This is a genomic window from Cryobacterium soli (genome assembly GCF_003611035.1).
GTDB classification, from domain to species: Bacteria; Actinomycetota; Actinomycetes; order Actinomycetales; family Microbacteriaceae; genus Cryobacterium; species Cryobacterium soli.
Map to the genome: position 1 here is coordinate 3,142,036 of NZ_CP030033.1, position 23,391 is coordinate 3,165,426.

Below are 23,391 nucleotides of genomic sequence, written 5' to 3' on the forward strand. Positions count from 1 at the left end.
TTCTACAGGCCTGCAGCCGGGGCGAGTCCGGCCTGACCGAGCAGGATGCCGCGCAGCACGTCGCGCACGGCCGCGACGCCCTCGTAGGTCTCCACGAAGCTGGTGCTCAGCGGCGACAAGCCGATCCGCAGGCCCTCCGGGGCGCGGAAGTCGGGGATTACGTCGTGTTCCCAGAGAATCCGGGTGACCTGGCGCATCGCCGGGTGGTCCACGGTGAGGTGGCCGCCGCGGTGGGTGTGCTCGCGCGGGGAGGCCACGGTGACGCCGAGCGGCACCAGCCAGGCATCCACCAGTTCGAGCGCGAACTCGGTCAGCGCCACCGACTTGGCCCGTACCTGGTCGATGCCCACCTCGTCGATCATGCCGATGGTGTCCTGCATGGCGAGCATGCCCACGATCGCCGGCGTGCCGCTCATGAAGCGACGGATGCCCTCGGCCGGCACGTACTGCGGCCCCATCGCGAACACGTCGGCGGCGCCCATCCACCCCTGGATCGGCTGGGACAGATCGGGCTGCAGCTCGGCGCGCACGTAGCCGTACGCGGGAGCTCCCGGGCCGCCGTTGAGGTACTTGTAGCTGCAGCCCACGGCCAGGTCGACGCCGTCGAGATCGAGGTTGATCGGGACCGAACCGGCCGAGTGGCAGAGGTCCCAGAGCACGAGCGCGCCGGCCTCGTGCACGGCGGCGGTGATCGCGGGCACGTCGGCCAGGAACCCGGAGCGGTAGGCCACATGGCTGAGCACCACGAGCGCGGTCTGCGGGCCCACGACGGCGCGCACCTGGTCCACGGTGACGCCGCCTGTGGTGCTCGACTCGATCCAGCGCAGGGTGAGGCCGCGTTCGGCGGCGATGCCGGCCAGCACGTAGCGGTCGGTCGGAAAGTTGTCGGTGTCGAGCACGATCTCGCTGCGGGCCGGCAGCGAGTCCACGGCCGCGCGGGCGAGCTTGTACAGGGTGACGGTGGTGGAGTCGCCGATGTACACCTGGCCGGGGGCGGCGCCGAGCGCGGCCCGGCCGAGGGCGTCGCCGATGGTGAGGGGCAGCTGCATCCACTCGTCGTCCCAGCCGCGGATCAGCCGGGTACCCCAGGCACCGGTGAGGAATTCGTTGATGCGCTCCACGCTGGCGATAGTGGGCCGGCCGAGGGAGTTGCCGTCGAGATAGGCCACCGGGTTCGCCGGGGCGGATGCGCCGGCCACGCCGGCCGATCTGTCGTCGAGCCCCACGAACCGGCGGCGGTAGTGGCCGAGGCCGTCGATGCGGTCCATCCGGCGGGCGAAGGCGAGGTGGGCGTCGAGGCCCTCGGTCACGCTGCTGTCGTGCTGGGTCATGAGTGGTGGTCCTCGAGGTCGGGCCGGGTGAGCGAGCGGGAGTGCGGCGGACGGGTGGTCACTGAGGGAACGGGCTGTGAGCGAGCGCCGAGCAGCCAGTCGGTGAATCCGGCCAGGTCCCGCGGGTCGGCGGGGCGGTCGCCGGGTATAAAGGTAACCCGGTGCCCGGCTGCGTCCGGCCCGGCGGCGCGGTGAGCCGGGGTGCGGCTCGGGAAGTCTGCCGTGAGCGCGGCGAGCACCTCGTCGGGTGTGAGGCCGCAGGCCAGCAGCGCCTCGATCTCGCGCCGGTTCAGCCCCACCGGCAGCGGACCGTTGCCCAGGTCGGTGCCGTAGAGCACCCGGCCGCCCGCGGCGTGGAATCGGGCCAGGTTGTCGCTCGCCACCCCGAACGCCCTGGACGGGTCGCCCCAGCCGTGGATGTCCAGGGTGCTGATCCAGGTCATCCGGCCGGCCATGGCGGTGAGCAACTTCTCCGGCAGGGGCTCGCTGAACGGCGTGTGTGCGAGCAGGTCGACCCCGGCGTCGAACGCGGCGGACGCCTGGCCGGCGCCCTCGGTGTGGGCGGTGACGGGCAGCATCCGGTCGTGTGCGGCGGCCACGATCGCCGCGAGGGTATCGGCGGCGAGCACGGGCCCGGCGGCGGAGTTGAGGGTGACCTTGATCACGGATGCGCCGGCGGCGGCCTGCCGGGCCACGGCCGCGGCGGCGTCGGTCGGGCCGGCCACCGCGCAGGCGCTGCCCGCGGGGGCCCAGGCCTGCCGGCTCGGGTATCCGCCGGGGGCGCCGAGAAACTGCCCGGCAAAGCGCGCCTCGGGCGCGTCGTCGGCAGCGGGGCCGGCGTCGCCGGCCGAGCCGGGCGTCCAGCCGCCGAGGTCGAGCACCCGGGAGATGCCACCGGCGGCCAGCCCTGCTGGGTCGATCAACGCCAGATGAACGTGAGCGTCGAGGAACCCGGGCAGCTGCACCGTCACCGGCCCACCTCGGTGCGCACGGCGAACAGCTCGGGGAAGAAGGTGAGTTCGAGCGCCTTCTGCAGGAATGCGGCTCCGCTGGATCCGCCGGTGCCGGGCTTCATGCCGATGATGCGCTGCACGGTCTTGAGGTGCCGGAACCGCCAGAGCTGGAAGTTGTCCTCGAGGTCGACGAGTTCCTCGCAGGCCTCGTACACGTTCCAATTGTCGGTGTGGTTCTCGTATATTCCACGGAAGGTATGCACCAGTTCGGGGTGCAGCACCCAGGCCTCGGTGACGTCGCGGTCGAGTACCGTGGCCGGCACGTCGAAGCCCTGGCGGTGCAGGTAGCGCAGGAATTCGTCGTAGATGCTCGGCGCCTCGTACACCTCGGTGAGCAGGGCATGGGCCTCAGCATCCGCGGCGAACAGCTCGAGCATGCGCGGATGCTTGTTGCCGAGCACGAACTCCACCGCACGGTACTGGTAGGACTGGAATCCCGAGGAGCTGCCGAGGAAGTCCCGGAACTGGGCGTACTCGGTCGGGGTCAGGGTGGCGAGCACCGACCACTGCTCGGTGAGGGTGCGCTGGATGTGCTTGACCCGGGCGATGCCCTTCAGCGCCGGCGGCAGCCTGTCGTTGCGGAGGTTCTCCGCGGCCGCGCGCAGCTCGTGCAACACGAGCTTGAGCCAGAGCTCAGTGGTCTGGTGCTGGATGATGAAGAGCAGCTCGTCGTGGTGCTCCGGCGCACTCACGGGCTTCTGCGCCGACAACAGGGTGTCGAGGTCGAGGTAGCCGCCGTAGCTCATCCGCTCCCGGAAATCGGTGACGATCTCCGCCTCGAAGTCGCGGGTGTTGTTCTCGACTGACACAGTGGCCTTCCCGCCGGGAACTCGTCGCGCCGCGGCTGTCCCTGAATTGTGTCTGTTCGGCACTGCAGGGTGCAACACGAGGTGTGCGGCCGACACGCCAGAGTGTTGCGCGCCATTCGCCCGCACTGACCGGCGAGGAGGCCACCCTCCGAGGCCTCGGAGGAAGGGGATCTAGAATCAACCCCATGACTACCTCTGCCCGGCCCCCGCAGGACGCGTCCCAGCCGCGGCGCCGCGACGCCAGGCAGAACCGCGAACGCCTCATCGACGAGGCGCGTAGGCTCATCGCCGAGGACGGGGTGGACGCCTCGCTCGAGGAGATCGCCCGCCGCGCCGACGTGGGCGTGGCCACCCTGTACCGCAACTTCCCCACCCGCGACGACCTCGTGCGGGCGCTCTACGACATCGCGCTGGCCGAACTCTTCGCCGTGCGTGAGGAGATCGCCGCTGCCCCCACGGCCTGGGCCGGAGTGGTGCTCTACACCGAGCGTCTCGCCGAATGGCTCGTCGCCGACCCGTCACTGCCGCCCATCCTCAAGCGGATGGCCACCATCGACCCCACGGCCCGGCCGTCGGTCGAGTTCGAGGGTTTCATCGCGTCCTTGGTGGCGCAGGCGAAGAAGGACGGTGACCTGCGCCCCGACGTCGACTCGATGGACCTGGCCGTGCTGGTCACCATGATCGGATCCCTCGGCACCCTCGGTGGCGGTTACACCGGCCAGTGGCGCCGGCAGCTCTCCCTCGTGCTCGACGGACTGCGGATGCCGGAGAAGCCCCGGCCGAAGCTGCCCGGGCGTCCCCTGAGCGTCAAGGAGTTCCAGGCCACCGTGCACGGACTCACCCGGCGTGCCACGCGCGCCGCCCGCGGTTCCCGCGCAGCCCACTGACCCCGGCGGTTCAGGCGGTGCGCACCCGGATCTGGTTGGCCCAGGGGTCGTCGAAGCCGAGCACCTGACCGTCGTTGCTGGTCTGCACGCCGTAGTGCGTCATCCGCTCGCCGAGCTGGCCGAGGTCGTCGCTGGTGGGAAGCACGATCTCCACCTGGCCGAGGCCGAGCGCCAGGCGGCGCTTACCGGAGCCGGCGCTGTTCCAGGTGTTCATGGCCATGTGGTGGTGGTAGCCGCCGGCGGAGACGAACAGCGCCGAGCCGCCCATCTCGGCGGTGGTCTCGAAACCGAGCCGGTTCACGTAGAACTCGCGGGCGGTAGCGACATCGCCCACCGACAGGTGCACGTGCCCCACCACGGCGTGGCCGGCCGACGGGTCGCTCAGGCCCTGCTCGGTGAGGTGTTCGGAGATGAACGCGTTCGGATCCACGTAAAGGGTGGCCATCTCGATCTGGCCGTGCTTCCAGCTCCACTCCGAGCGGTCACGGTCCCAGTACAGTTCGATGCCGTTGCCCTCGGGGTCGGTGAAGTAGAACGCCTGGCTCACCAGGTGGTCGGCGCTGCCGGTGAAGGTGCCGGGATGCTTGGTGCCCACCGAGTACACGGCCGCGGCGAGCTGGGCCTGGGTATCGAACAGGATCGCGGTGTGGAACAGCCCGGCCGCGCGTGGCTCGGCGGCGGCGAGTTCGGGGGCGTGCTGCAGGATCACGATCGGGGTCGTGCCACGGCCGAGCACCGCGACGGGGCCGTCGTGGCTGAGCAGCGTGAGGGTCACGGCGTCGCGGTAGTAGGCGATCATGGCGTCGAGGTTGCCCACCCGCAGGGTCACCGCACCCATTCCGGTGTCGGCGGCGAGCAGTTCGGCAGAAGATCGGGTCACGCTTGCGTCAACGGATGCGCCGCCCCGGCTATTCCCCCGGTCCACGTGGCGTCCCGGCAGGCAGGGCCGTCACCACGGCCGGTGGCTCCTAGATCCGCCGAGCCCACTCCGCGATCATCCCGGTGGCTTGGGCGAAGGCAGGGTCCCCCGGCCGGTTGAGGAAGGCGTGCACGGTGCCGGGCAGCACGTGGTACTCCACCGGCACCGCGGCATCCGTCAGTTCGCGGGCGAACTGCTCGCCGGAGGCGCGCATGGAGTCGCCCTCGGCATCCAGCATCAGCGCGGGTGGGAAATCGTGCAGCGGATGCCCGCCGGGGAACGCGAACGGTTCGGCGGCGGCGGCGGCAGTCCCGGCATAGTTGCGGTTGGTCAGGTTCAGCAGTGCGGGGAGGTGGGTGTACCGGCGGCGGCCGCGCAGGCGCCCGATCACCTCGCGGGAGCGCACGGGCAGGGCGGCGTGGAAGAAGCCGTAGGCGAGGAACACCCCGCGGAGCGGCGGGGCGCCTTCGGAGGCCAGCCGCAGTACCGTCGCGGCTGACAGGCAGGCGCCCGCGCTGGCACCGCCGAGGATCACACCGTCCGGAAACTCCTCCTGAACGGCCCGCAGCACCGCCACCACGTCGTCGACCGGAACCGGGTAGCGGATCCCGCGTCGCCCGAGCCTGGGCCCGACGGTCGCGAGCCGGTAATCCACCGTGACGACCGGGAATCCGGCCAAGGCCAGGGCGCGGGCCACCTCGTGGGTTTCGGGCAGGTCGAGGTCGCCCTTGAAGAACCCGCCGCCGTGCACCCAGACGATCGGCGGTCCGGTCGTGATTCCCGCAGGTGTATACCGTCGCACCGGAATAGGGCCGTGCGGTCCGGCGACGGTATCGGCGCGGGTGTTCAGGGGCATCCCCCGAGACTAGGGCCTGCCGGCCTGGGCAGGCTTAGACCGCGGTGAGCCGACCGAGTAGCTCGCGGTACCGGGCCGCGGTCTGCTCGACGATCTCGGCGGGCAGCACGGGCGGGGTTCCGGTCTGGTCCCAGTGGGCGGAGAGCCAGTCGCGCACGATCTGCTTGTCGAAGCTGGCCATCCGCTCTCCCGGGGTGGCACCGGCAAGCCACTGGGCGGCATCCCAATACCGGCTCGAGTCGCTCGTGAGCACCTCGTCGCCCAGGGTGAGCACCCCGGTGGCGCGGTCGGCGCCGAACTCGAACTTGGTGTCGGCCAGGATCACGCCGGCTGCCTCCGCGATCGCGGATGCGCGGCGGAAGATCTCCAGCGATGCGTCGCGCAGCGCGGCGGCCACGTCGGCTCCCACAAGCTCCACGGTGCGTTCGAACGAGATGTTCTCGTCGTGCTCGCCCATCGGGGCCTTCCAGGCCGGGGTGTAGATCGGTTCGGGCAGCCGGTCGCCGTTCTGCAGGCCGTCCGGCAGCGGGATGCCGCAGACGGTGCGGCTGGCCACGTACTCGAGCCAGCCCGAACCGGTCAGGTAGCCGCGCACGACGCACTCGATCGGGTACATGTCCAGGGTCTTGCAGAGCATCGCCCGGCCGGCCACGGCGGCGGGGATCAGGCTCGACGCATCCACTCGGTGGTCGGGTACGAGGTGATTGGGCACGCCGTCGAGCTGGTCGAACCACCACAGGCTGAGCGTGGTGAGCAGCTCGCCCTTGCCCGGGATGCCGGGTTCGAGAACGTGGTCGAACGCGCTCACCCGGTCGCTGGCCACGACAAGCACCCGGTCGGCGGTCGCCAGGTCGGTGTCGTCCGCGGGAACGTAGAGGTCGCGTACCTTGCCCGAGTACACGTGCTGCCAGCCGTCCAGCTGCAGCGCGGCCATCAGTTCGCGACCTTGGCGGCGATGTCGCTACGGTGCTGAGAGCCCTCGAGGCCGATCAGCGACACGGCCTCGTAGGCGCGGGCGCGAGCTTCGGTGAAGTCGCTCCCCACGGCGACGACGCTGAGCACCCGGCCACCGGTGGCGAGCAGGTCGCGACCCGAGAGTTCGGTCGCGGCGTGCGCGATGGTCACCCCGGGCACCCGGGCGGCGTCGGTCAGTCCGGTGATGGGGCGGCCGGTCACCGGGGTCTCCGGGTAGTTCTCGCTGGCGATGACCACGGTCACGGCGGCATCGGCGGAGAACTCCGGCCGGGGCAGCCCGGCCAGTTCGCCGGTCGAGGCGGCCAGCAGCAACCCCGAGAGCGGCGTGACGAGGCGGGGCAGCACGACCTGCGTCTCCGGGTCGCCGAAACGGGCGTTGAATTCGATCACACGGATGCCGGCATCCGTGAGAATCAGCCCGCAGTAGAGCAGCCCGATGAACGGGGTGTCTTCGCCGGCCAGCTGGCGCACGGTGGGCAGGGCGATGGTCTCGATGACCTCGTCCACGAAAGCGGTCTCGCTGCCGAACCCGGCGTCGAGCCAGGGCAGCGGCGAGTAGGCGCCCATGCCGCCGGTGTTGGGGCCCTCGTCGTTGTCGGCGAGACGCTTGTAGTCCTGCGCGGGGGAGAGCGGTAGTACCGTGTGGCCGTCGCTGAGGAGGAACAACGAGACCTCCTGGCCGGCGAGGAATTCCTCGATCAGCACGGCGCCGTGCTGCAGCCAGCGCACGGCGTGGGCGAGGGCGTCGTCGCGGTCGGTGGTCACGAGCACACCCTTGCCGGCGGCCAGGCCGTCGGCCTTGACCACGTAGGGGGCGCCGTATTCGTCGAGCGCGCCCTGCGCCTCGGCGAGGTTGCCGGCCCGCACGGCACGGCCGGTGGGCACACCGGCGTCGTCCATGATGCGCTTGGCAAAGGTCTTGCTTCCCTCGAGGGCAGCGGCGGCCTGGCCCGGGCCGAACACCGGGATGCCGCGGGTGCGGAGGGCATCGGCGACACCGGCCACCAGGGGGGCCTCCGGGCCCACCACGACGAGGTCGATGTTGTGCTCCTGGGCGAAGTTGGTCACCACGTCGGAGTCGGTGGGATCGAGGTCGACCACCGGCACATCCGCGGCGATGCCGGCATTGCCGGGCGCGGCGATCACGTGGGGCCGCGGCTCCTCTCGCAGGAGGGCAGTGACGATGGCGTGCTCGCGGGCGCCGGAACCGAGGACCAGTATTCTCACCGGATCAGGCTACCCGGCCCACACGGTGGCGCGCACCTCGGCCGCCACGCGGTGTCACGGGAGGGCCTCGGAGCGGGCAGACTGGAGCCATGGCACGCGCGAGGATCGACGACGGACTGGGCCGCACCGCGGTGAAGGCCTACCTGGCCGACGAAGCCGGCGCGAGCCGCGATACCAAGGCGCTCGCCGTGCGGTACACCCTGCAGCTGCTCGCCGAACAGGCCGAGGGCAACACCGTCGAGGTGCGCGTGCCGCCGTTCGGCGCCGTGCAGTGCATCGCCGGCCCCCGGCACACGCGCGGCACCCCGCCCAATGTGGTCGAAACGGACGTTGCCACGTGGCTGGCACTGGCCACAGGCGCCCTCCTCTGGGCCGACGGCATCGCCTCCGGACGCATCCACGCCTCCGGAGCGCGCGCCGACCTCGCCACCGAGCTGCCGCTCTTCCCCTAGCCCCGCTCGGCCACGAGGGCGCCACGAGCGCTCCGACGTCAAGGCGGAGCGCTCGCTTGTCCCCTCAAGTCCCAGATCGTGCCGTCGTGTCGACAGGCTCAGCCGGGATCTCTAGAGTGCCGGCCACAGCCGGCGCGGAGAGTGCCAGATGTCTGCCATACGCCACGAAGCGGCCTCCCGCACGTGCACCCGGCCCCGGATGCCGACGAACTCGACGCCCTGCGCGTCCTCACGAGTCGGGTAGACGCGGCATGCCAGAGGTTGCCCGTTGGCGAAGATCTCCAGCGCAGAGTGATCCGCGAGCACCCGCAGGTGGATCCGCCCGTCGACGTGCTTGATCGGCCCGCTGCGAGGGGTCGCGTCAACGGTCGGGTCAAGGCTGCTCGCCGTGCGGATGAGCTCAAGAGTGATGGCGGCGTGCGCATCGCCCGGCCGGGTGATCCGGATGACTGTGCGCTCGGCCTCGTCCTGGGTGGCCCGCACGATCAGCTCGACCTGTGACCCCGTCTCCAGGTGCAGCTCGGCCACGATGTCGATCTGGTCGCCCCTGGTCAGGCCCGCACGGCGTTCCCCGCCGGTGAGGGTGAATCCGCCCAGCCGCACGTGGTCTCGGCGCAGCGTCTCCAGCTCGGGCACCGGCTGCTGGTGCAGGGTGCCGTCCGGCGCGCGGGTGACGAGTCGTGGCAGCGACATGACGCCCGACCACCCCGCGGTCTCGGCCGCCGCGTCGGAGCGGCCCTCCTGAAGCCAGCCGAACATCACCCGGCGGCCCCGCGCGTCCTGGGTGGATTGAGGCGCATAGAAGTACCGTCCGCCGTAGTCGAGTCGATGCACTGCTGTGCGGTCGAAACGGGTGCCGCTGTAGTGACCCGTCAGGTACAGCGTGTGCCGGGTCACCCCGTCGTCCCACGCGGAGAACACGAGAATGTCCGGGTCGACCGGTTCGTCGTCGGCGCCCGCGGGTTCGAGGCGGAACAGGTCCACGCACTCCCACATGGTGCCGGTCCAGTCGTCGGCGGTGGTCTCCCGGTCGCCGCTGTCGCCCACGATCAGCGGGCCGAGGTAGCTCCAGTTGCGCAAATCCGGGGACGCGTAGAGCAGTGCGGTTCCGCCCTGTCCACGGATGCCGGAGCCGATGAGCTGACGCCAGCCACCGCCCGGGTGCGGCCACACGCAATGATCCCGAAAGGCCGTCAGGTCCAGCGATGCCGGCGGTGCGGAGATCACCGGGTTGGCCGCATCGGCGACCCACTCGGTCAGATCCATCGACCCCACGGCGACGCAGGGCAGCTCCCGGTCACCACGGCGGCCCGAATACACCAGCGTCGGCACTCCGTGGTCGTCCACGAGCACCCCAGACCAACAGCCGTCGGCATCCGCGGCGTTCGCGGCGTCCCCCGGCACCAGGGCCACAGGGGCGTCGGTCCAGGTGATCAGGTCGGGGCTCGTCGCGTGCCCCCAGTGGATGCGACTGTGCACAGCCTTGAGCGGGTTGTACTGGTAGAAGAGGTGGTACACGCCGTTCCAGTGGCTCAGGCCATTCGGGTCGTTGAGCCAGCCGGCCGGGGACACGAAGTGGAACCGTGGACGGTGCCGGTCGCCCTCCGCGAGCGCCACGAGGGCATCCGGCTGGTCTGGGGAATCGGAGCGGTCCTCGTCGGTCGCGAGTAGCGGGTTCACTGGTCAGCCTTCCTGGCCGATGCCGGTGCGGGGTCGAGCTCGGTGTCGTGGTCGGTAAGGAGCGGATTGCTTGCGGCGGAGACCTGCGGCGCGTACAGGTGGCAGCGCACCCAGTGATCGGGGCCGACGGTGTGCCGCACCGGCACGCTGGCACTGCAGTCCGGTCCCTGCCATGGACATGAGGTCGGCGTCAGCACCGCCTGCCGCAGCCGCGCCCGCTCACGCGGGTCGTAGCGCACGGATCGACCGGGATCCGGAACGGCTGACAACAACAACTGGGTGTAGGGATGGGACGGGTTCTGCATGAGCTCCAGGGATTCTCCGCCCTCGACGAGGGCTCCGGCGAACATTACGAGTGTGGTGTCGGCGACATACCGGGCGGAGGCCAGGTCGTGCGTGATGAACAGCATCGAGATGCCGCGCTCGTCACGTAGCCGGGCCATGAGGTTGAGGATGCCGATGCGCACCGAAACGTCGAGCATCGACGTGGGCTCGTCGGCGAGGATGATCTCGGGGTCCACGGCGAGCGCCCGGGCAATCGACACTCGTTGGCGCTGCCCACCGGACAGCTCGTGCGGGTAGCTGTCGAGCATGTCTTCGGTGAGTCCGACCGTGCGCATCAACTCAGCGGATCGGCTGCGCACCTCGGCGCGGGTTCGTGCCTTGCCGTGGATGCGCAGGGGCCGTTCCAGAAAGTGCTCCACCCGGTGCGCCGGGTTCAGCGAGCCGAACGGGTCCTGGAAAACCATCTGCACCGTGCCTCGGTACCGCCGGGAGGCCGCCGACTTCTCGGTCTTGAGCACATCCCGGCCGCCGACGACGATCGACCCGGCCGTGGGCCGTTCCAGGCGGGCGAGGGCTCGAGCCACGGTGCTCTTGCCGCTGCCGGATTCCCCGACCAGAGCGACGATCGTGCCGCGGGGGATGTCGAAGTCGACGTTGTCCACGGCGCGCATGTTTCGTCTGGAGAACAGCCCTCCGAGCGGGAAATCCTTCGTGAGCCCGCGCACCCGCACGCTGACGTCGTCGATCGGGGCCGTGCTGGGTCGGCGCTGGCCGGTGTCGGTCGTCATGCTGCGGTTCCTTCGATGCTCGTGCGCGGGTGCTCGGCCACAAAGCGTCCGGGCTCGACCTCGCGCAGGTCGGGGATGTTGCCGGAACAGTTGGCCCGGTCGGGTGGGCAGGAAACGTGGAAGGAACAGCTCCCCGAGGAGCCATCGCCCGCCCGCACTGAATCAGACAGGCCGGTCAGGCGAACGCGCGGACCGGTCAACGGCGGAAACGCGTTCATCAGCGACAACGTGTACGGGTGCAGGGGACTGGCGAACATGAGCTCCGCGGCGGCCATCTCCACGAGCCGGCCGCTGTGCATCACGGCCATGCGGTGAGACAGTTCCACCATGAGGGACATGTCGTGGGTGATGAAGAGCACCGAGAATCCCAGCTGCCGCTGAAGATCGCTGATCTGCGCCATGATCTCCTGTTGCACGACCACGTCGAGCGCGGTCGTCGGTTCATCCATGATGAGTAGAGAGGGCTCCAGCGCCAGGGCCATCGCGATCACGGCCCGTTGGCGCATGCCGCCGGAGAGCTGATGCGGGTAGGAGTCCAACCGCACCGGATCGATGCTCACCAGGCGCAGTAACTCGGCCGAACGGCTGCGGGCCTGCTTCGCCGACAGCCCCTCGTGGGTGGTGAAGATGTCCACCATCTGGCTCCCGATGGTCATCACAGGGTTGAGCGAGTTCATCGCGCTCTGGAAGATCATCGCGATCTCCATCCAGCGGAACCGGCGCAGTTCTTCTCCGCGCAGGGCCAGAAGGTCTCGGCCCTTGAACCTGATCTGCCCGCCCGTGATCTCGGCGGGGTCCTTGAGGAGCCGCATGATGGCGTTGGCGACCGTGGACTTGCCGCAGCCGGATTCGCCGGCCAGGCCGAAGATCTCGCCCTCACCGATGCTGAACGACACGTCGTTGACGGCGACCACCTGGCGGTTGTCGCCGTGGTATTCCACTCGCAGGTTGGTGACCTCGAGGATCGGGGTGGTACTCATGCGCGGGTCCGTCCTTTCTTCGTCGTACGCAGCCGGGGGTTCGTGACCTCGTCGACGGCGTAGTTGACCATGGCCAGGGCAAATGCCACCAGAGCGATGCACAGGCCGGACGGTACGAAGGCCCACCACGCACCGGTGAACAGCGCTCCGTCGTTGCTTGCCCAGTACAGGTTGGTGCCCCAGCTCACGACGCTTGCGTCGCCGAGCCCGAGGAACTCGAGGCCCGCCTGGGCGCCGATGCCGAAGATGACGCAGGCGAGGAAGGTGCTCATCACGATGGAGGCCATGTTCGGCAGAATCTCGCGGAACATGATGCGCAGCGGATGTTCGCCGGTCACGACGGCGGCGGCGACGAAGTCCTTGCTGCGGATGGATAGCGCCTGTGAGCGCAGCACCCGGGCTGAACCGGCCCAGCCGGTGATGATCAGCACGACGACGACGGTTCCGATGCCCGGCGGCAGGAATGCCGCGAGGATCACCAGCAGCGGCAACCCGGGGATCAGCAGGAAGACGTTGGTGACCAGGGAGAGCAGGTCGTCGATGACCCGCCCGAAATAGGCCGAGGCCACGCCCACCAGGAGCCCGACCAGGGTCGCCGCCGCTCCCACGACGAAGCCGACCAGCAGGGAGGTCCGGGCCCCGTGCATGGTCAGGGCGAGAACGTCCTGGCCCTTGGCGGTGGTGCCGAACAGGTGCTCCAGTGACGGGGGCTGCGAGGCGATCGCCGTGATCAGCGACGGGTTTCCGGGAGCCAGCAGCGGCGCCGCAAGCGCGACCACGCCGAACAGAAGCAGCACAGCGGCCCCGAAGGCAGCTTTGCGATTGCCCAGAATGCCGCGAAGCAGGCCCCGGCGTGGCCGACGGCCGGACGCCGGCGCGTCGGAAGGGGCATCCGTCGTGGCCAGCGCCACGGTTTCAGAGGGATTGGTGACAGACATGGTGTTCTCCGTCTCAGCTCACGCGCACGCGCGGGTCGAGGCGCACGTACACGATGTCAACGAGGAAGTTGGCAACGAGCACGGCGGCCGTGATGGTGAGGAAAATGCCCTGCATGAGCGGGTAGTCCAGCCCCTGCACGGCGGCGAGCAGCTGATAGCCCACGCCCGGGTAGGCGAAAACCACCTCGGTGAGTAGCGCACCGCCCACGATGAAGCCGAAGGACATGCCGAAGGCGGTGACGCTGGGCAGCATGGCGTTGCGGGCGGCGTAGCGGAACATGATGCGGTTGTTCGTCAGGCCCTTCGCCTCGGCCATGAGGATGTAGTCCTCGGCGGTCGTGGCGATCATGGTGTTGCGCATGCCGAGCATCCAGCCTCCGATCGAGACCAGCACGATGGTCAGGGCGGGCAGGAACAGGTGCGTGGCGACGCTGGAGACGAAGGTCCAGGAGAGCTCCGGCATCATTCCGGCGTCGAAGGCGTGTCGGATGGGGAACCAGCCGAGCACCACCCCGAACAGGTAGAGCGCCGCCATGGCGAGCCAGAAGTACGGGAACGAGCCCACGAAGACCAGAATCGGCGGGAAGACGGAGTCCAGGACTCCTCCGCGTCGCCAGGCGGCGAGGATGCCCAGGAGATTGCCGATGACGACGGCGATGACCAATGCCGTGCCGCCGAGCAGGAGCGTCCAGCCGATCTGGCTTCCGATGACCTCCGAGACGGGGGTGGGAAAGCGGGAAATCGATACGCCCATCTGACCGGTGAATATGTTCTGCACATAGGTGATGTATTGCTGCCAGATCGGCCGTTCGTCCAAGCCGAACAGCTGGCGAAGCTGCTCGATCTGGTCGGGCTGCATCTTGTTCGCTGCCTGGGCGAACATGCGGGTGACGGGGTCGCCGGGCATGAACCGAGGGAGGAGGAAGTTCAGGGTGATCGACACCCAGAAGGCGAGGAGGTAGAAAGCCAACCGCCGCACTATGAATCGCACTGGTTGTGCTCCGTTCTTGACATGGCTATCGGGCGGATGCCGGTGCCCGACAACCGCAGAGGGCGGCACCCCGCTAGGGGGTGCCGCCGAACGCTACTTCGTGACGGGTTCCAGGCTGGTCAGCACGAGAACCGTCGTGGGGGACTTGGTGGAGAGCGTCGCGTACGGGTCGCTGGCTGTCGGCCATCCGGTGAAACGGGTGTCGGTGAACATCCCCCACTCCGGGCCGGCGAACAGTGGGATGACCGGCGCATCAGCGGCGAACTGGCCCTGCAGGCCGTTCACGGCCTCGGTCTGGACCGCCGGGTCGGAGCTGGCGGCGAATGTTGCGAGCAGGGCGTCCGCTTCCGGGCTGGCAAAGCGGTGGTAGTTCTCGAAGGTCTTCTCGCCGACCGGCTTGACCGTGTCGGTTGACATGACACCGCGGTAGAACTGGTACGGCGTCGGGGCGTTGTTGCTCCAGACGATGCCGGTGTCGAAACTGCCGTCTTCGTAACTGGCCGAGACCGTGGGCCAGTCGGGAGAATCGACTCTGGCGGTGATGCCGACCTCGGCCAGGTTCTGCGCGATGATGGTGGCCGCGGAGAGCCAGTCCGACGAGGCGGAGCCCACCGAGATGTCCAGGGTGAACGCAGACCCGTCCGGAAGCGTGCGGGTGCCGTCGGCGCCGAGGGGGTACCCGGCGGAGTCGAAGAGCGCATTGGCCGCGTCGACATCATGGTTCGTCCAGTCGCAGGATGCGGCGATGTCGGCATCCACCCAGGTCGTGTACGCGCCGGAGAGGCCGGTGCAGTCGGCCGGGGACGTGTAGCCGTTCATCGCGATGTCGGTGACCTGCTCGCGATCCACCGCCATGCTCAGCGCCTTGCGCACGTTGACGTCATCGAAGGGAGCCTTGGTGGTGTTCAGCTGCCAGTTGATCATCGAACCCGTGGACGGGAACCAGAACTGGCGGTGTTCAGGGTCTTTTGCGACAAAGGACTTCTCGATGTCCGGCATGAACTGATACGCCCAGTCGACCTCGCCGTTGACCGCGGCGAGGTTGGCCCCGTCGTTGCCGGCGAAGGCGAGCATGCGGATACCCGCGATCTTCTGCTTTTCCGGCTGCCAGTAGTTGGGGTTCTTGCCAAGGTCGAAGCTCTGGCTCTGGAAGCTGGTGACCTCCGTGTACGGGCCGGTCCCCACCGGGGTGCCGTTTGTATCCTTGGCGGGGTCGTCGATCTCCTCCCAGATGTGCTGGGGAACGATGATCTGCTGGCCGATCTCGTAGAGAGCGGGGGAGTAGGGGCGGTTCAGGACGAACCGCACCGACTGGTCGCTGTCTGCTTCGACGCTGTCAAGATAGTCGAAGCCGCCGAGAAGCTCCTTCTGGAGTTCAAAGGTGTACGCCACGTCCCCGGCAATCATAGGTTCACCGTCGGACCAGGTAACGCCGTCGCGCATCGTGAAGGTGAGCTCGAGTCCGTCGTCGCTGGTGGCCCATTCGGTGGCCAGCCACGGAGTGGTTCCGCCGTCGGCAGGGTTGTACACCAGCATCGATTCGTAGACAGCCTGCTGCGTCATCGGTGCTGCGTTGGGAGTGAACGGATTGAAGTTGCGCGAGAAGGTGCCCATGTCCTCACGCGGAATGGTGAGCAGCTGGTCGCCGGAGGTGTCCACGGCGGTGCCGCCGGCTGTGCACCCGGTCAGCAGCACCGCGCCGGTGAGAAGCGCGGCCAAAGCCAAGGCCGATCGGCCCTTTCGTATGGAGTGTGGCATCATGATTGTGTCCTTTCATCGACGCTGAGCGCGTGGTGGGGTGGCAAATGCGTCGGTCTGATTCACAGTCAGACCGACGCACGTTCAAGCAGGGGGCAGTCGATCAGCATCCGGTTGGTGCGAAGCGGTGCTCCAGCTATGAGATCGGCGAGCATGGTGACGCCGACGGCGCCCATCTGCTCGAAAGGCAACGCCACCGTCGTGAGGCGGGGGCGAAGGAATTGGGAGATGATCTCCTGGTTGTCGAAGCCGACCACGGCGATGTCCTGCGGGATGCGCAAGCCGCGCTCTTTGATCGCGTCGTACGCACCCATTGCCATGCGGTCATTGCCGCAGAAGAACGCCGTGGGCGGCGCAGGAGAGTCCAGCAGCGCGGCGGCGGCGTCGTACCCACCGTCGGCCTCGGCATGCCCGTACACCATCAGGTCGGGGTCCACCGTGATGCCGGCTTCGGCGTGGGCCCGGTCGAAACCGGCTCGCCGCCCGACGGCAGCGGGCATCGCCGGATCAAGGTTGATGAACGCGACTCGGGCATGCCCCGCGTCAAGGAGACGTTTCGCTGCCCGGTAGCCGCCCATCTCTTCGTCAGGCACCACACAGGCGAATCGGTCGTCGGGGTCGAAGCAGTTGATCAGCACGGTGGGCACTTCCAGGGCGGCCGGCGGCAGAGTGACGGAGCGGTGCCAGGTGGTGGCGTAGATGAGCCCTTCGACCCTCTGCTCGAGCAGCTTCTCGATTGCCGCGGTCTCCATAGCCGGGTCGCCCTCGCTCGAGGCGATCAGCACGAACTTGCGTTCGTCCCAGGCTTTGTCCTGCACACCCTTGATGATGTCAACGGCGAACGGCGCGGTGACGATCTCCGTGATGAGGCCATACCAGTCGCTCTTCTGCGCGGCGAGGGCCTGCGCCCCGGCGTTAGGCCGATAGCCGAGCGCGTCGACGGCTTCAAGGACGCGCTGGCGCGTGCTGTCAGGGATATTCGCATTCTCGCGGTTGCTCAGGACGAAGGAGACCGTGGTGCGGGATACGCCGGAACGGGTCGCGACATCGGTCATGGTCACGTTGCGGGTCCGTTTGATCGCCATTGCCCACTGCCTTTCGTCATTGAACTGCTGCTCGACTATCTCGCGTTACTAACGCGCGTTACTCGATGGTGCAACTCTAGCGAGCGCAATTCAGCGGTGTCAAGCGCCCGCGCGCATCCGACCTCGGCGAGGCTCAGGCGAGGATCGCGGCGACCTCTGCCAGCGTCGGCATCGAACTCGTGGCTCCGGGCCGGGTCACCGAGATCGACGAGGCCACGGTGGCCCAGCGCACGGCGTCGATCATCCGCTCGTCGGAGATACCGACAGACGCGGCGTCAACGGGCCCACCCTTACCGGGCCCATCGCCGGCCAGCACACCGCCGGCCAGCACACCGCCGGCCGAAGCCAGCCGGGCCACCAGCGCGCCCACGAAGGTGTCGCCTGCGGCGGTGGTGTCCACGGCCGTAACCGGCCGGGCCGGGGCCAGGCCCAATACCTCGCCGTCATAGGCCACGACGCAGCCCTGGGAGCCGAGCGTTACGATCGCCCAGGTCTTCCCGGCGCTGAGCAACTCGGCAGCCCGCACCGGGTCGCTCTCGCCGGTGAGCTCGGTGGCCTCGATCTGGTTGGGCACCACCAGGTCGACGGAGGCCAGGAAGCCCTCGGGCAGCGGCACCACCGGGGCCGGGGTGAGCACCGTGAAAACGCCATGGGCCCGGGCCACCGCGATGCCCGCCGCGAGTGCGCCGACGGGCAGCTCGCACTGCATGACCAGGAACGCGGACTGCCGGATGATCTCCTCCTGGCCGGCGGTGAGCGCCGTCACGGTGGCGTTGGCGCCGGAGACCACGACGATCGAGTTCTCGCCGGAGTCGACGACCGAGATGTGCGCGGTTCCCGTGGGCTCCCCGGCCTCGGCCAGGCCGGCCGCACCGATTCCCTCCGCGGCGACGAGGTCGCGCAGTTCGTGACCGTAGGCGTCCGCGCCCACCGCCCCGAGAAAGTCAACGTCGCCGCCCTGCCGGGCCGCGGCGACGGCCTGGTTGAGTCCCTTGCCGCCGGGCACCGTGCCGTACCCGCTGCCGAAGATGGTCTCGCCCGGTTGGGGCAGCCGTGGCTGCCTCACAACGAGGTCCATGTTGGCGCTGCCGAGCACGGCGATCCGGGTGGTCTTGCTCACATCGTTCACCCGCCCAGTCTGACGGATGCGGCGGCACGCCGCCCCTCTCTTGCCGACGGATGCGCGATTCGCGCGTCCCGCGCCGAAGCGCGCGTGGCGCGCGCCCAGCGAAACGGCGCCGTCCCCGCGTTCCGCGAAGTTCGCACCCGCCGGCCTGGCCGGGGTCGCAGCCGCCGGGGGCGCACTGGGCCGGGCCGCATTCGCCGGCGTCGTGCGACAATAGAACCGTGAGCTCTGCAGATCAGCACGGTGACGCCGAGTCGCGACAGCCCGGCAGTGTTTCGCCAGCCGCGGAGACGCCCAGCGTCCCGGCCGGCCCAACCGGAATCCCGGTGCCCGCCGAACCCACCGAGACCGTCGTCTCGGAGGAGACTCTCGTGGTGCGCCGGTCGCCCCGCTACATCAGCTTCATGATCGTCGGCGCCGTCGCTGGTGCCGTCCTGGCGCTGCTGCTCACGGTGCTCTTCCCGCAGAACGCCGAATTCGACCCGGCGCAGGTGTTCGGTTTCCTGCTGCTCGGCGGCGTCACGGTCGGGGTCGCGCTCAGCTGCCTGATCGCTATCGTGCTCGACCGGTTTGTGGGACGCTCGGCGACCACCGTCGTCGCGGATAGACTTGACGCGAACTTCACACGCGCCTTCGAGGCTCCGGATCCTGGATCCGACCCCCAACCTTCCAACGAGAATTCCTAGTAAAGGGGCTGCGGCTTGGCCGGTGGCGACGGACGACTGAATCACGATCTTCTTCCTGGCGAGAAGGGCCCGCAGGATGCCTGCGGAGTCTTCGGTGTCTGGGCCCCAGGTGAAGAGGTAGCCAAGCTCAGCTACTTCGGGCTCTACGCCCTCCAGCACCGCGGCCAGGAATCGGCGGGCATCGCCACGAGCGACGGCTCGAAGATCCTCATCTACAAGGACATGGGCCTGGTCTCCCAGGTCTTCAACGAGGCCTCGCTGAGCACCCTGCTCGGACACCTCGCGGTGGGTCACACCCGCTACTCCACCACCGGCTCGTCGAGCTGGCAGAACGCGCAGCCCACCCTGGGGCGCACCGCCGGCGGCACCGTGGCGCTCGGCCACAACGGCAACCTCACCAACACGGCCGAGCTGCTCGAGCTGGTGCGCGAGCGCTACCCCAAGGTCGACGGCGAACTCGCCCGCGGCAACACCACCGACACCGCCGTGATCACCGCGCTGCTCACCGGTGACCTCGACCACACCCTCGAAGCCACCGCCATGGAGGTGCTCCCGCGTCTGCGCGGCGCCTTCTGCCTGGTCTTCATGGACGAGACCACGCTCTACGCCGCGCGCGACCCGCAGGGCGTTCGCCCGCTGGTGCTCGGCCGGCTCGAGCGCGGGTGGGTCGTCGCCTCCGAGACCGCCGCCCTCGACATCGTCGGAGCAAGTTTCGTGCGCGAGGTCGAACCAGGTGAGCTCATCACCATCGACGAGAACGGCCTGCGCACGCAGCGGTTCGCCGAGGTCAAGCGGGCCGGATGCGTGTTCGAGTACGTCTACCTCGCCCGGCCCGACACCACCATCGCCGGCCGTGGCGTGCACGAGGCCCGGGTCGAGATGGGTCGTCAGCTCGCCGCCGAGTACCCCGTCGAAGCGGACCTGGTCATCCCCACCCCCGAATCCGGCACCCCCGCGGCGATCGGCTACGCGCAGGCGTCCGGCATCCCGTTCGGCCAGGGCCTGGTGAAGAACACCTACGTGGGCCGCACCTTCATCCAGCCCTCAGAGACCATCCGCCAGCGCGGCATCAAGCTCAAGCTCAACCCGCTCAAAGAGGTCATCAAGGGCAAGCGACTCATCGTCGTGGACGACTCCATCGTGCGCGGCAACACGCAGCGCGCCCTGGTCAGCATGCTCCGCGAGGCCGGCGCCGCCGAGGTGCACGTGCGCATCTCCAGCCCGCCCATCACCTGGCCCTGCTTCTACGGCATCGACTTCGCCTCCCGGGCCGAACTGATCGCCACCGGCCTCGGCGTCGACGAGGTGCGCCAGGCCATCGGCGCCGACTCGCTCGGCTACCTGTCGGAGGACGGCATGATTGCCGCCACCGAGCAGCCGAGGGAGAGCCTGTGCACCGCCTGCTTCACCGGCGTGTACCCGATCAAGCTGCCCGAGACCCAGCACCTGGGCAAGAACCTCCTCGAGCGCGACTTCTCCTCCAACGGCTGCGACCCCGGTCCCGACGCCGAGTTCGAGGGCGTGCTCACCCCTGAGTCGACGCTGGCGGATACCCTCGCCCAGCACGGCCAGGTCCCGTTCGGCGATCCCGGAAGACCAGAATGAGCAACGCAACCTACGCCGCCGCCGGAGTCGACACCCACGCGGGTGACCTCGCGGTGTCGCTGATGAAGAAGGCCGTCTCGGCCACGCACGGCCCCGAGGTGCTCGGCGGCTTCGGCGGTTTCGCCGGGCTCTACGACGTGTCGTTCCTCACCAACTACACCCGGCCGTTGCTCGCGACGTCCACGGATGGCGTGGGCACCAAGGTCGCCATCGCCCAGGCGCTCGACAAGCACGACACCATCGGGCAAGACCTCGTGGGCATGGTCGTCGACGACATCATCGTCGTGGGCGCCCGCCCGCTGTTCATGACCGACTACATCGCCTGCGGCAAGGTCGTCCCCGAGCGCATCGCGTCGATCGTCGAGGGCATCGCCAAGGCCTGCGCCGCGACCGGCACCGCCCTCGTCGGCGGCGAGACCGCCGAGCACCCCGGTCTGCTCGGGCCGGATGACTACGACGTCGCGGGCGCGGCGACCGGTGTCGTCGAGGCAGACCAGGTCCTCGGCGCCGAGCGGGTGCAGTCCGGTGACGTCGTCATCGCGATGGCCTCCTCCGGCCTGCACTCCAACGGCTTCTCCCTGGTGCGGCACATCCTCGCCCAGAAGGGCATCGGCTACACCGACACCTCCGCCGAACTCGGCGGCGTCGTCGGCGAGGCCCTGCTCGAACCCACCCGCCTCTACACCGGACCGCTGCTCAGTGTGCTCTCCGACCCCGAGCTGGCCGGCGTCGTGCACTCGCTCAGCCACGTCACCGGCGGCGGCATCGCGGCCAACCTGGCCCGCGTGCTGCCCGTGGGCAGCTGGGTCGAGGTCGACCGGTCCACCTGGTCGCCCGCGCCCGTCTTCCGGGTGCTCGGCGATATGGCCGGCACCACGCTGGAGAGCGCCGAAGGCACCTGGAACCTCGGCGTGGGCATGTTCGCCGTCGTCGCGGCCAACGCCGCGTCATCCGTGATCGCTCGCCTGAAGTCTGAGGGCATCCCGTCCTGGGTCGCCGGCCGCGTGTCGATGGCCCCGCATGACCTCACCGGCTTCGAGCAGGGCGCCAAGGGCGTCAACGGCGGCGCCGTGCGCCTCGTCGGCGCCTACGCCGCGTAGCCCGACCGCTTCGCAGCGCGCGGAATCCCTCGCGGCGTGCGATGAGTCTCGCGGCGCACGATAAGTCTCGCGGCGCACGATAAACACCGGCTTATCCTGCGCCGTGAGTCTTTTGACGAGCCGCGACACTTTTCACGCGCTGCGACATCCTTCACGCACTGAGGCAGAGGTGCCCCGCACGGCGGAAGCTGCTCAGGGCGCCCCAACAGAGGGCGCACCACGGCAACCGGGCGACGACGATTATCCGCGAGCGGGCAGGCTGGGAGTTGCCCGAAAAACGGGCTACGGGCGCGCCGTCGGAGCCGGCGCGCATCCACTCACCGCCGAGGGCGGTGCATCGACTCAGGCGCGCTTCTTCTCGTCCTCGGTGTCGTAGTGGTCGACGTAGTCGTCGGGGTCGTCTGACGTCGCCTTGTTCGCTTCGTATTCCGGCCACTTGGCCAGGTCTTCGTCGAGCCGCGGGTCGGTCACCGGATGCCCGGTGAGCTCGCGTTCGAGCGCGTTGTAGTTGGTGTCCGGGCTGAAATACTTCAGCTCACGGGCGACCTTGGTGTGCTTTGCTTTTTGACGGCCGCGCCCCATGCGTGACCCCCTAACGATGCCAGGCCGAGTGAGGAATGAGTCACCCGGGAGTTGCCGAACGGAATGGTGAAATCTAGCCGCTAGTTTAGCATGGTGGGCCTGTCGCCCCGATGACGCGGTTCTCGCCCGGACCGGGGGAGGAATCCGCATGGCCACGAACACTGCCACAACGACGACTGTGCCTGTCGTGATCATCGGCGCCGGACAGGCTGGACTCTCCGTGGCGTACCACCTCAAACGCTTCGGACTCACGGCGGGCCGGGACTTCGTGGTCTTCGACCGCGGCGCCGAGGCCGGCGGGGCCTGGCAGTACCGCTGGGAGTCCCTCCGGCTGGGAGCCGCACACCGCGTCAACGACCTGCCGGGGCTCTCCGAGCTGGGGTTGAGCTTCGAGACCGCCGATCGCAGCCGCCCGGCCCGCGACGTCGTGACGGAGTACTACCGCCGCTTCGAGGAGCACTTCGAGCTCAACGTCGTGCGCCCGGTCGCCGTGCACTCGGTGTTCAACCGCCGCGCCGACCTGGTCGTGCGCACGAGCTCGCCGGCCTACGGCGAACGCGAGACCTTGGCGGGCCTGCTGGTCAACGCCACGGGAACCTGGGGTGCACCGTTCGTTCCGCACTATCCGGGAGCCGCGTCCTTCACCGGTCGCCAGCTGCACACCAACGGCTTCGTGGATGCGGCAGAGTTCGCCGGTCAGCGCGTGGTGGTCGTGGGAGGCGGCACGTCCGCCATCGGGTTCCTGTTGGAGCTCGACGGGGTGGCCGAGAGCCTGACCTGGGCGGCCAGACGGCCGGTCGACTGGGTGCACACCGAGCACCTCGACCTGGAAGGCGCCTCGGCGGCCGTGGCTATGCAGGACGAGGCCGCTCGCACCGGCAGGGCCCTGCCCAGCATCGTGAGCGGCACGGGCGTGCCGGTGAGCCGGCGCATCCAGGCCGGAATCGACCGGGGCCTGCTCGTGGAACGACCGATGTTCGCCGCCATCGAGCCGACCGGTGTGCGGTGGCCCGACGGCACGTTCACGGAGGCCGACGCCATCATCTGGGCCACCGGCTTCCGGCCGGAGCTGCGGCACCTGGCGCCGCTCAAGCTGAGGGACAAGGCCGGCGGACTCGTGGTCGGGGCTGGGTCGTCCTGGACCGACCCTCGTATATTCCTGGCCGGCTATGGCCCGCAGGCCAGCACCATCGGCGCCCGCCGGGCTGGCCGCGTGATCGCCCGGCAGATCATCGCCCTGCTCTGACCCTCCCGCTGCTCGCCCCGACCGGTACCTCACCGGGTCTCGACAAGCTCGACCACCGAGGCGGTAGCGCCG

Annotated in this window: 22 protein-coding genes; 6 read left to right on the forward strand and 16 right to left on the reverse strand. The window is 69.2% G+C overall.

The window, feature by feature from the left end:
* Window positions 1–2 precede the first annotated feature (2 nt).
* From DOE79_RS14595 to kynA, 3 genes are read right to left on the reverse strand one after another with little or no spacing between them, the layout of a single operon-like run.
* On the reverse strand, window positions 3–1,331 hold the full coding sequence (locus DOE79_RS14595) for a kynureninase (protein WP_120339136.1): 1,329 nt from the start codon (window positions 1,329–1,331) through the stop codon (window positions 3–5).
* Window positions 1,328–2,302, reverse strand: a complete 975-nt coding sequence (locus tag DOE79_RS14600) for an amidohydrolase family protein (RefSeq protein WP_162942767.1) — start codon at window positions 2,300–2,302, stop codon at window positions 1,328–1,330. Before DOE79_RS14600 ends, DOE79_RS14595 begins: the two co-directional genes overlap by 4 nt.
* On the reverse strand, window positions 2,299–3,153 hold the full coding sequence (gene kynA / locus DOE79_RS14605) for a tryptophan 2,3-dioxygenase (RefSeq protein WP_120339138.1): 855 nt from the start codon (window positions 3,151–3,153) through the stop codon (window positions 2,299–2,301). Before kynA ends, DOE79_RS14600 begins: the two co-directional genes overlap by 4 nt.
* A gap of 185 nt (window positions 3,154–3,338) precedes the next feature.
* Between kynA and DOE79_RS14610 the strand changes: the two genes are divergently transcribed.
* The gene (locus DOE79_RS14610; RefSeq protein ID WP_120339139.1) at window positions 3,339–4,040 is read left to right on the forward strand and encodes a TetR/AcrR family transcriptional regulator; all 702 of its coding nucleotides are present in this window, start codon (window positions 3,339–3,341) and stop codon (window positions 4,038–4,040) included.
* Window positions 4,041–4,050: 10 nt separating this feature from the next.
* On the opposite strand, the gene DOE79_RS14615 is transcribed toward DOE79_RS14610, so the two are convergent.
* From DOE79_RS14615 to purD, 4 genes are all read right to left on the reverse strand, one after another.
* Window positions 4,051–4,878: a VOC family protein gene (locus DOE79_RS14615; RefSeq protein ID WP_120340358.1), complete on the reverse strand. Its 828-nt coding sequence runs from the start codon at window positions 4,876–4,878 to the stop codon at window positions 4,051–4,053.
* Between the two features lie 130 nt (window positions 4,879–5,008).
* On the reverse strand, window positions 5,009–5,815 hold the full coding sequence (locus DOE79_RS14620) for an alpha/beta hydrolase (protein ID WP_120339140.1): 807 nt from the start codon (window positions 5,813–5,815) through the stop codon (window positions 5,009–5,011).
* 34 nt (window positions 5,816–5,849) lie between these two features.
* A complete protein-coding gene (locus DOE79_RS14625) occupies window positions 5,850–6,749 on the reverse strand; it encodes a phosphoribosylaminoimidazolesuccinocarboxamide synthase (RefSeq protein ID WP_120339141.1) in 900 nt (299 codons plus the stop codon).
* On the reverse strand, window positions 6,749–8,017 hold the full coding sequence (gene purD, locus DOE79_RS14630; protein ID WP_120339142.1) for a phosphoribosylamine--glycine ligase: 1,269 nt from the start codon (window positions 8,015–8,017) through the stop codon (window positions 6,749–6,751). The genes DOE79_RS14625 and purD overlap by 1 nt, the downstream gene beginning before the upstream one ends.
* A gap of 89 nt (window positions 8,018–8,106) precedes the next feature.
* Here purD and DOE79_RS14635 point away from each other — a divergent pair, with 89 nt between their 5' ends.
* Window positions 8,107–8,469 (forward strand): sterol carrier family protein, encoded by a 363-nt coding sequence (locus DOE79_RS14635; protein WP_120339143.1) that lies wholly within the window; start codon window positions 8,107–8,109, stop codon window positions 8,467–8,469.
* A 111-nt stretch (window positions 8,470–8,580) separates the two neighbouring features.
* Here DOE79_RS14635 and DOE79_RS14640 read toward each other — a convergent pair whose 3' ends face one another.
* The 8 genes from DOE79_RS14640 to DOE79_RS14675 all read right to left on the reverse strand — a co-directional run bounded on the left by DOE79_RS14640 (window position 8,581) and on the right by DOE79_RS14675 (window position 18,103).
* The gene (locus tag DOE79_RS14640) at window positions 8,581–10,149 is read right to left on the reverse strand and encodes a glycoside hydrolase family 32 protein (RefSeq protein ID WP_120339144.1); all 1,569 of its coding nucleotides are present in this window, start codon (window positions 10,147–10,149) and stop codon (window positions 8,581–8,583) included.
* Window positions 10,146–11,222, reverse strand: a complete 1,077-nt coding sequence (locus tag DOE79_RS14645) for an ATP-binding cassette domain-containing protein (protein WP_120339145.1) — start codon at window positions 11,220–11,222, stop codon at window positions 10,146–10,148. The genes DOE79_RS14640 and DOE79_RS14645 overlap by 4 nt, the downstream gene beginning before the upstream one ends.
* Entirely contained in the window at window positions 11,219–12,202 is a 984-nt protein-coding gene (locus tag DOE79_RS14650) for an ABC transporter ATP-binding protein (RefSeq protein ID WP_120339146.1), read from the reverse strand. Before DOE79_RS14650 ends, DOE79_RS14645 begins: the two co-directional genes overlap by 4 nt.
* Entirely contained in the window at window positions 12,199–13,140 is a 942-nt protein-coding gene (locus tag DOE79_RS14655) for an ABC transporter permease (RefSeq protein ID WP_120339147.1), read from the reverse strand. Before DOE79_RS14655 ends, DOE79_RS14650 begins: the two co-directional genes overlap by 4 nt.
* 13 nt (window positions 13,141–13,153) lie before the next feature.
* Complete coding sequence (locus DOE79_RS14660; RefSeq protein ID WP_120339148.1) at window positions 13,154–14,131, reverse strand: ABC transporter permease; 978 nt, start codon at window positions 14,129–14,131, stop codon at window positions 13,154–13,156.
* Window positions 14,132–14,224: 93 nt separating this feature from the next.
* The gene (locus tag DOE79_RS14665; RefSeq protein WP_120339149.1) at window positions 14,225–15,892 is read right to left on the reverse strand and encodes an ABC transporter substrate-binding protein; all 1,668 of its coding nucleotides are present in this window, start codon (window positions 15,890–15,892) and stop codon (window positions 14,225–14,227) included.
* A gap of 65 nt (window positions 15,893–15,957) precedes the next feature.
* Window positions 15,958–16,974, reverse strand: a complete 1,017-nt coding sequence (locus DOE79_RS14670) for a LacI family DNA-binding transcriptional regulator (RefSeq protein WP_120339150.1) — start codon at window positions 16,972–16,974, stop codon at window positions 15,958–15,960.
* Between the two features lie 133 nt (window positions 16,975–17,107).
* Window positions 17,108–18,103: a ribokinase gene (locus DOE79_RS14675; RefSeq protein ID WP_220094240.1), complete on the reverse strand. Its 996-nt coding sequence runs from the start codon at window positions 18,101–18,103 to the stop codon at window positions 17,108–17,110.
* 218 nt (window positions 18,104–18,321) lie between these two features.
* On the opposite strand from DOE79_RS14675, the gene DOE79_RS14680 reads away from it, so the two are divergent.
* Genes DOE79_RS14680 through purM form a run of 3 tightly spaced genes read left to right on the forward strand, consistent with a single transcriptional unit; the run spans window position 18,322 to window position 21,491 of the window.
* The gene (locus DOE79_RS14680; protein ID WP_162942768.1) at window positions 18,322–18,786 is read left to right on the forward strand and encodes a hypothetical protein; all 465 of its coding nucleotides are present in this window, start codon (window positions 18,322–18,324) and stop codon (window positions 18,784–18,786) included.
* 15 nt (window positions 18,787–18,801) lie between these two features.
* Window positions 18,802–20,391, forward strand: a complete 1,590-nt coding sequence (gene purF / locus DOE79_RS14685) for an amidophosphoribosyltransferase (protein ID WP_120339151.1) — start codon at window positions 18,802–18,804, stop codon at window positions 20,389–20,391.
* The gene (gene purM / locus DOE79_RS14690) at window positions 20,388–21,491 is read left to right on the forward strand and encodes a phosphoribosylformylglycinamidine cyclo-ligase (RefSeq protein ID WP_120339152.1); all 1,104 of its coding nucleotides are present in this window, start codon (window positions 20,388–20,390) and stop codon (window positions 21,489–21,491) included. The genes purF and purM overlap by 4 nt, the downstream gene beginning before the upstream one ends.
* A 342-nt stretch (window positions 21,492–21,833) precedes the next feature.
* Here purM and DOE79_RS14695 read toward each other — a convergent pair whose 3' ends face one another.
* Window positions 21,834–22,073 (reverse strand): DUF3073 domain-containing protein, encoded by a 240-nt coding sequence (locus tag DOE79_RS14695; protein ID WP_120339153.1) that lies wholly within the window; start codon window positions 22,071–22,073, stop codon window positions 21,834–21,836.
* A gap of 148 nt (window positions 22,074–22,221) precedes the next feature.
* Here DOE79_RS14695 and DOE79_RS14700 point away from each other — a divergent pair, with 148 nt between their 5' ends.
* On the forward strand, window positions 22,222–23,319 hold the full coding sequence (locus tag DOE79_RS14700; protein ID WP_120339154.1) for an NAD(P)-binding domain-containing protein: 1,098 nt from the start codon (window positions 22,222–22,224) through the stop codon (window positions 23,317–23,319).
* Window positions 23,320–23,391: the final 72 nt, after the last annotated feature.

Bases quoted from the DNA above. Each gene is read 5' to 3' on its own strand.
- DOE79_RS14700 (WP_120339154.1), top strand. From the start codon at position 22,222: ATGGCCACGAACACTGCCACAACGACGACTGTGCCTGTCGTGATCATC.
- DOE79_RS14665 (WP_120339149.1), bottom strand. From the start codon at position 15,892: ATGATGCCACACTCCATACGAAAGGGCCGATCGGCCTTGGCTTTGGCC.
- DOE79_RS14620 (WP_120339140.1), bottom strand. From the start codon at position 5,815: ATGCCCCTGAACACCCGCGCCGATACCGTCGCCGGACCGCACGGCCCT.
- purM (WP_120339152.1), top strand. From the start codon at position 20,388: ATGAGCAACGCAACCTACGCCGCCGCCGGAGTCGACACCCACGCGGGT.
- DOE79_RS14655 (WP_120339147.1), bottom strand. From the start codon at position 13,140: ATGTCTGTCACCAATCCCTCTGAAACCGTGGCGCTGGCCACGACGGAT.
- DOE79_RS14695 (WP_120339153.1), bottom strand. From the start codon at position 22,073: ATGGGGCGCGGCCGTCAAAAAGCAAAGCACACCAAGGTCGCCCGTGAG.
- DOE79_RS14645 (WP_120339145.1), bottom strand. From the start codon at position 11,222: ATGACGACCGACACCGGCCAGCGCCGACCCAGCACGGCCCCGATCGAC.
- DOE79_RS14615 (WP_120340358.1), bottom strand. From the start codon at position 4,878: ATGGGTGCGGTGACCCTGCGGGTGGGCAACCTCGACGCCATGATCGCC.
- DOE79_RS14670 (WP_120339150.1), bottom strand. From the start codon at position 16,974: ATGGCGATCAAACGGACCCGCAACGTGACCATGACCGATGTCGCGACC.
- DOE79_RS14610 (WP_120339139.1), top strand. From the start codon at position 3,339: ATGACTACCTCTGCCCGGCCCCCGCAGGACGCGTCCCAGCCGCGGCGC.
- DOE79_RS14650 (WP_120339146.1), bottom strand. From the start codon at position 12,202: ATGAGTACCACCCCGATCCTCGAGGTCACCAACCTGCGAGTGGAATAC.
- DOE79_RS14595 (WP_120339136.1), bottom strand. From the start codon at position 1,331: ATGACCCAGCACGACAGCAGCGTGACCGAGGGCCTCGACGCCCACCTC.
- DOE79_RS14625 (WP_120339141.1), bottom strand. From the start codon at position 6,749: ATGGCCGCGCTGCAGCTGGACGGCTGGCAGCACGTGTACTCGGGCAAG.
- DOE79_RS14635 (WP_120339143.1), top strand. From the start codon at position 8,107: ATGGCACGCGCGAGGATCGACGACGGACTGGGCCGCACCGCGGTGAAG.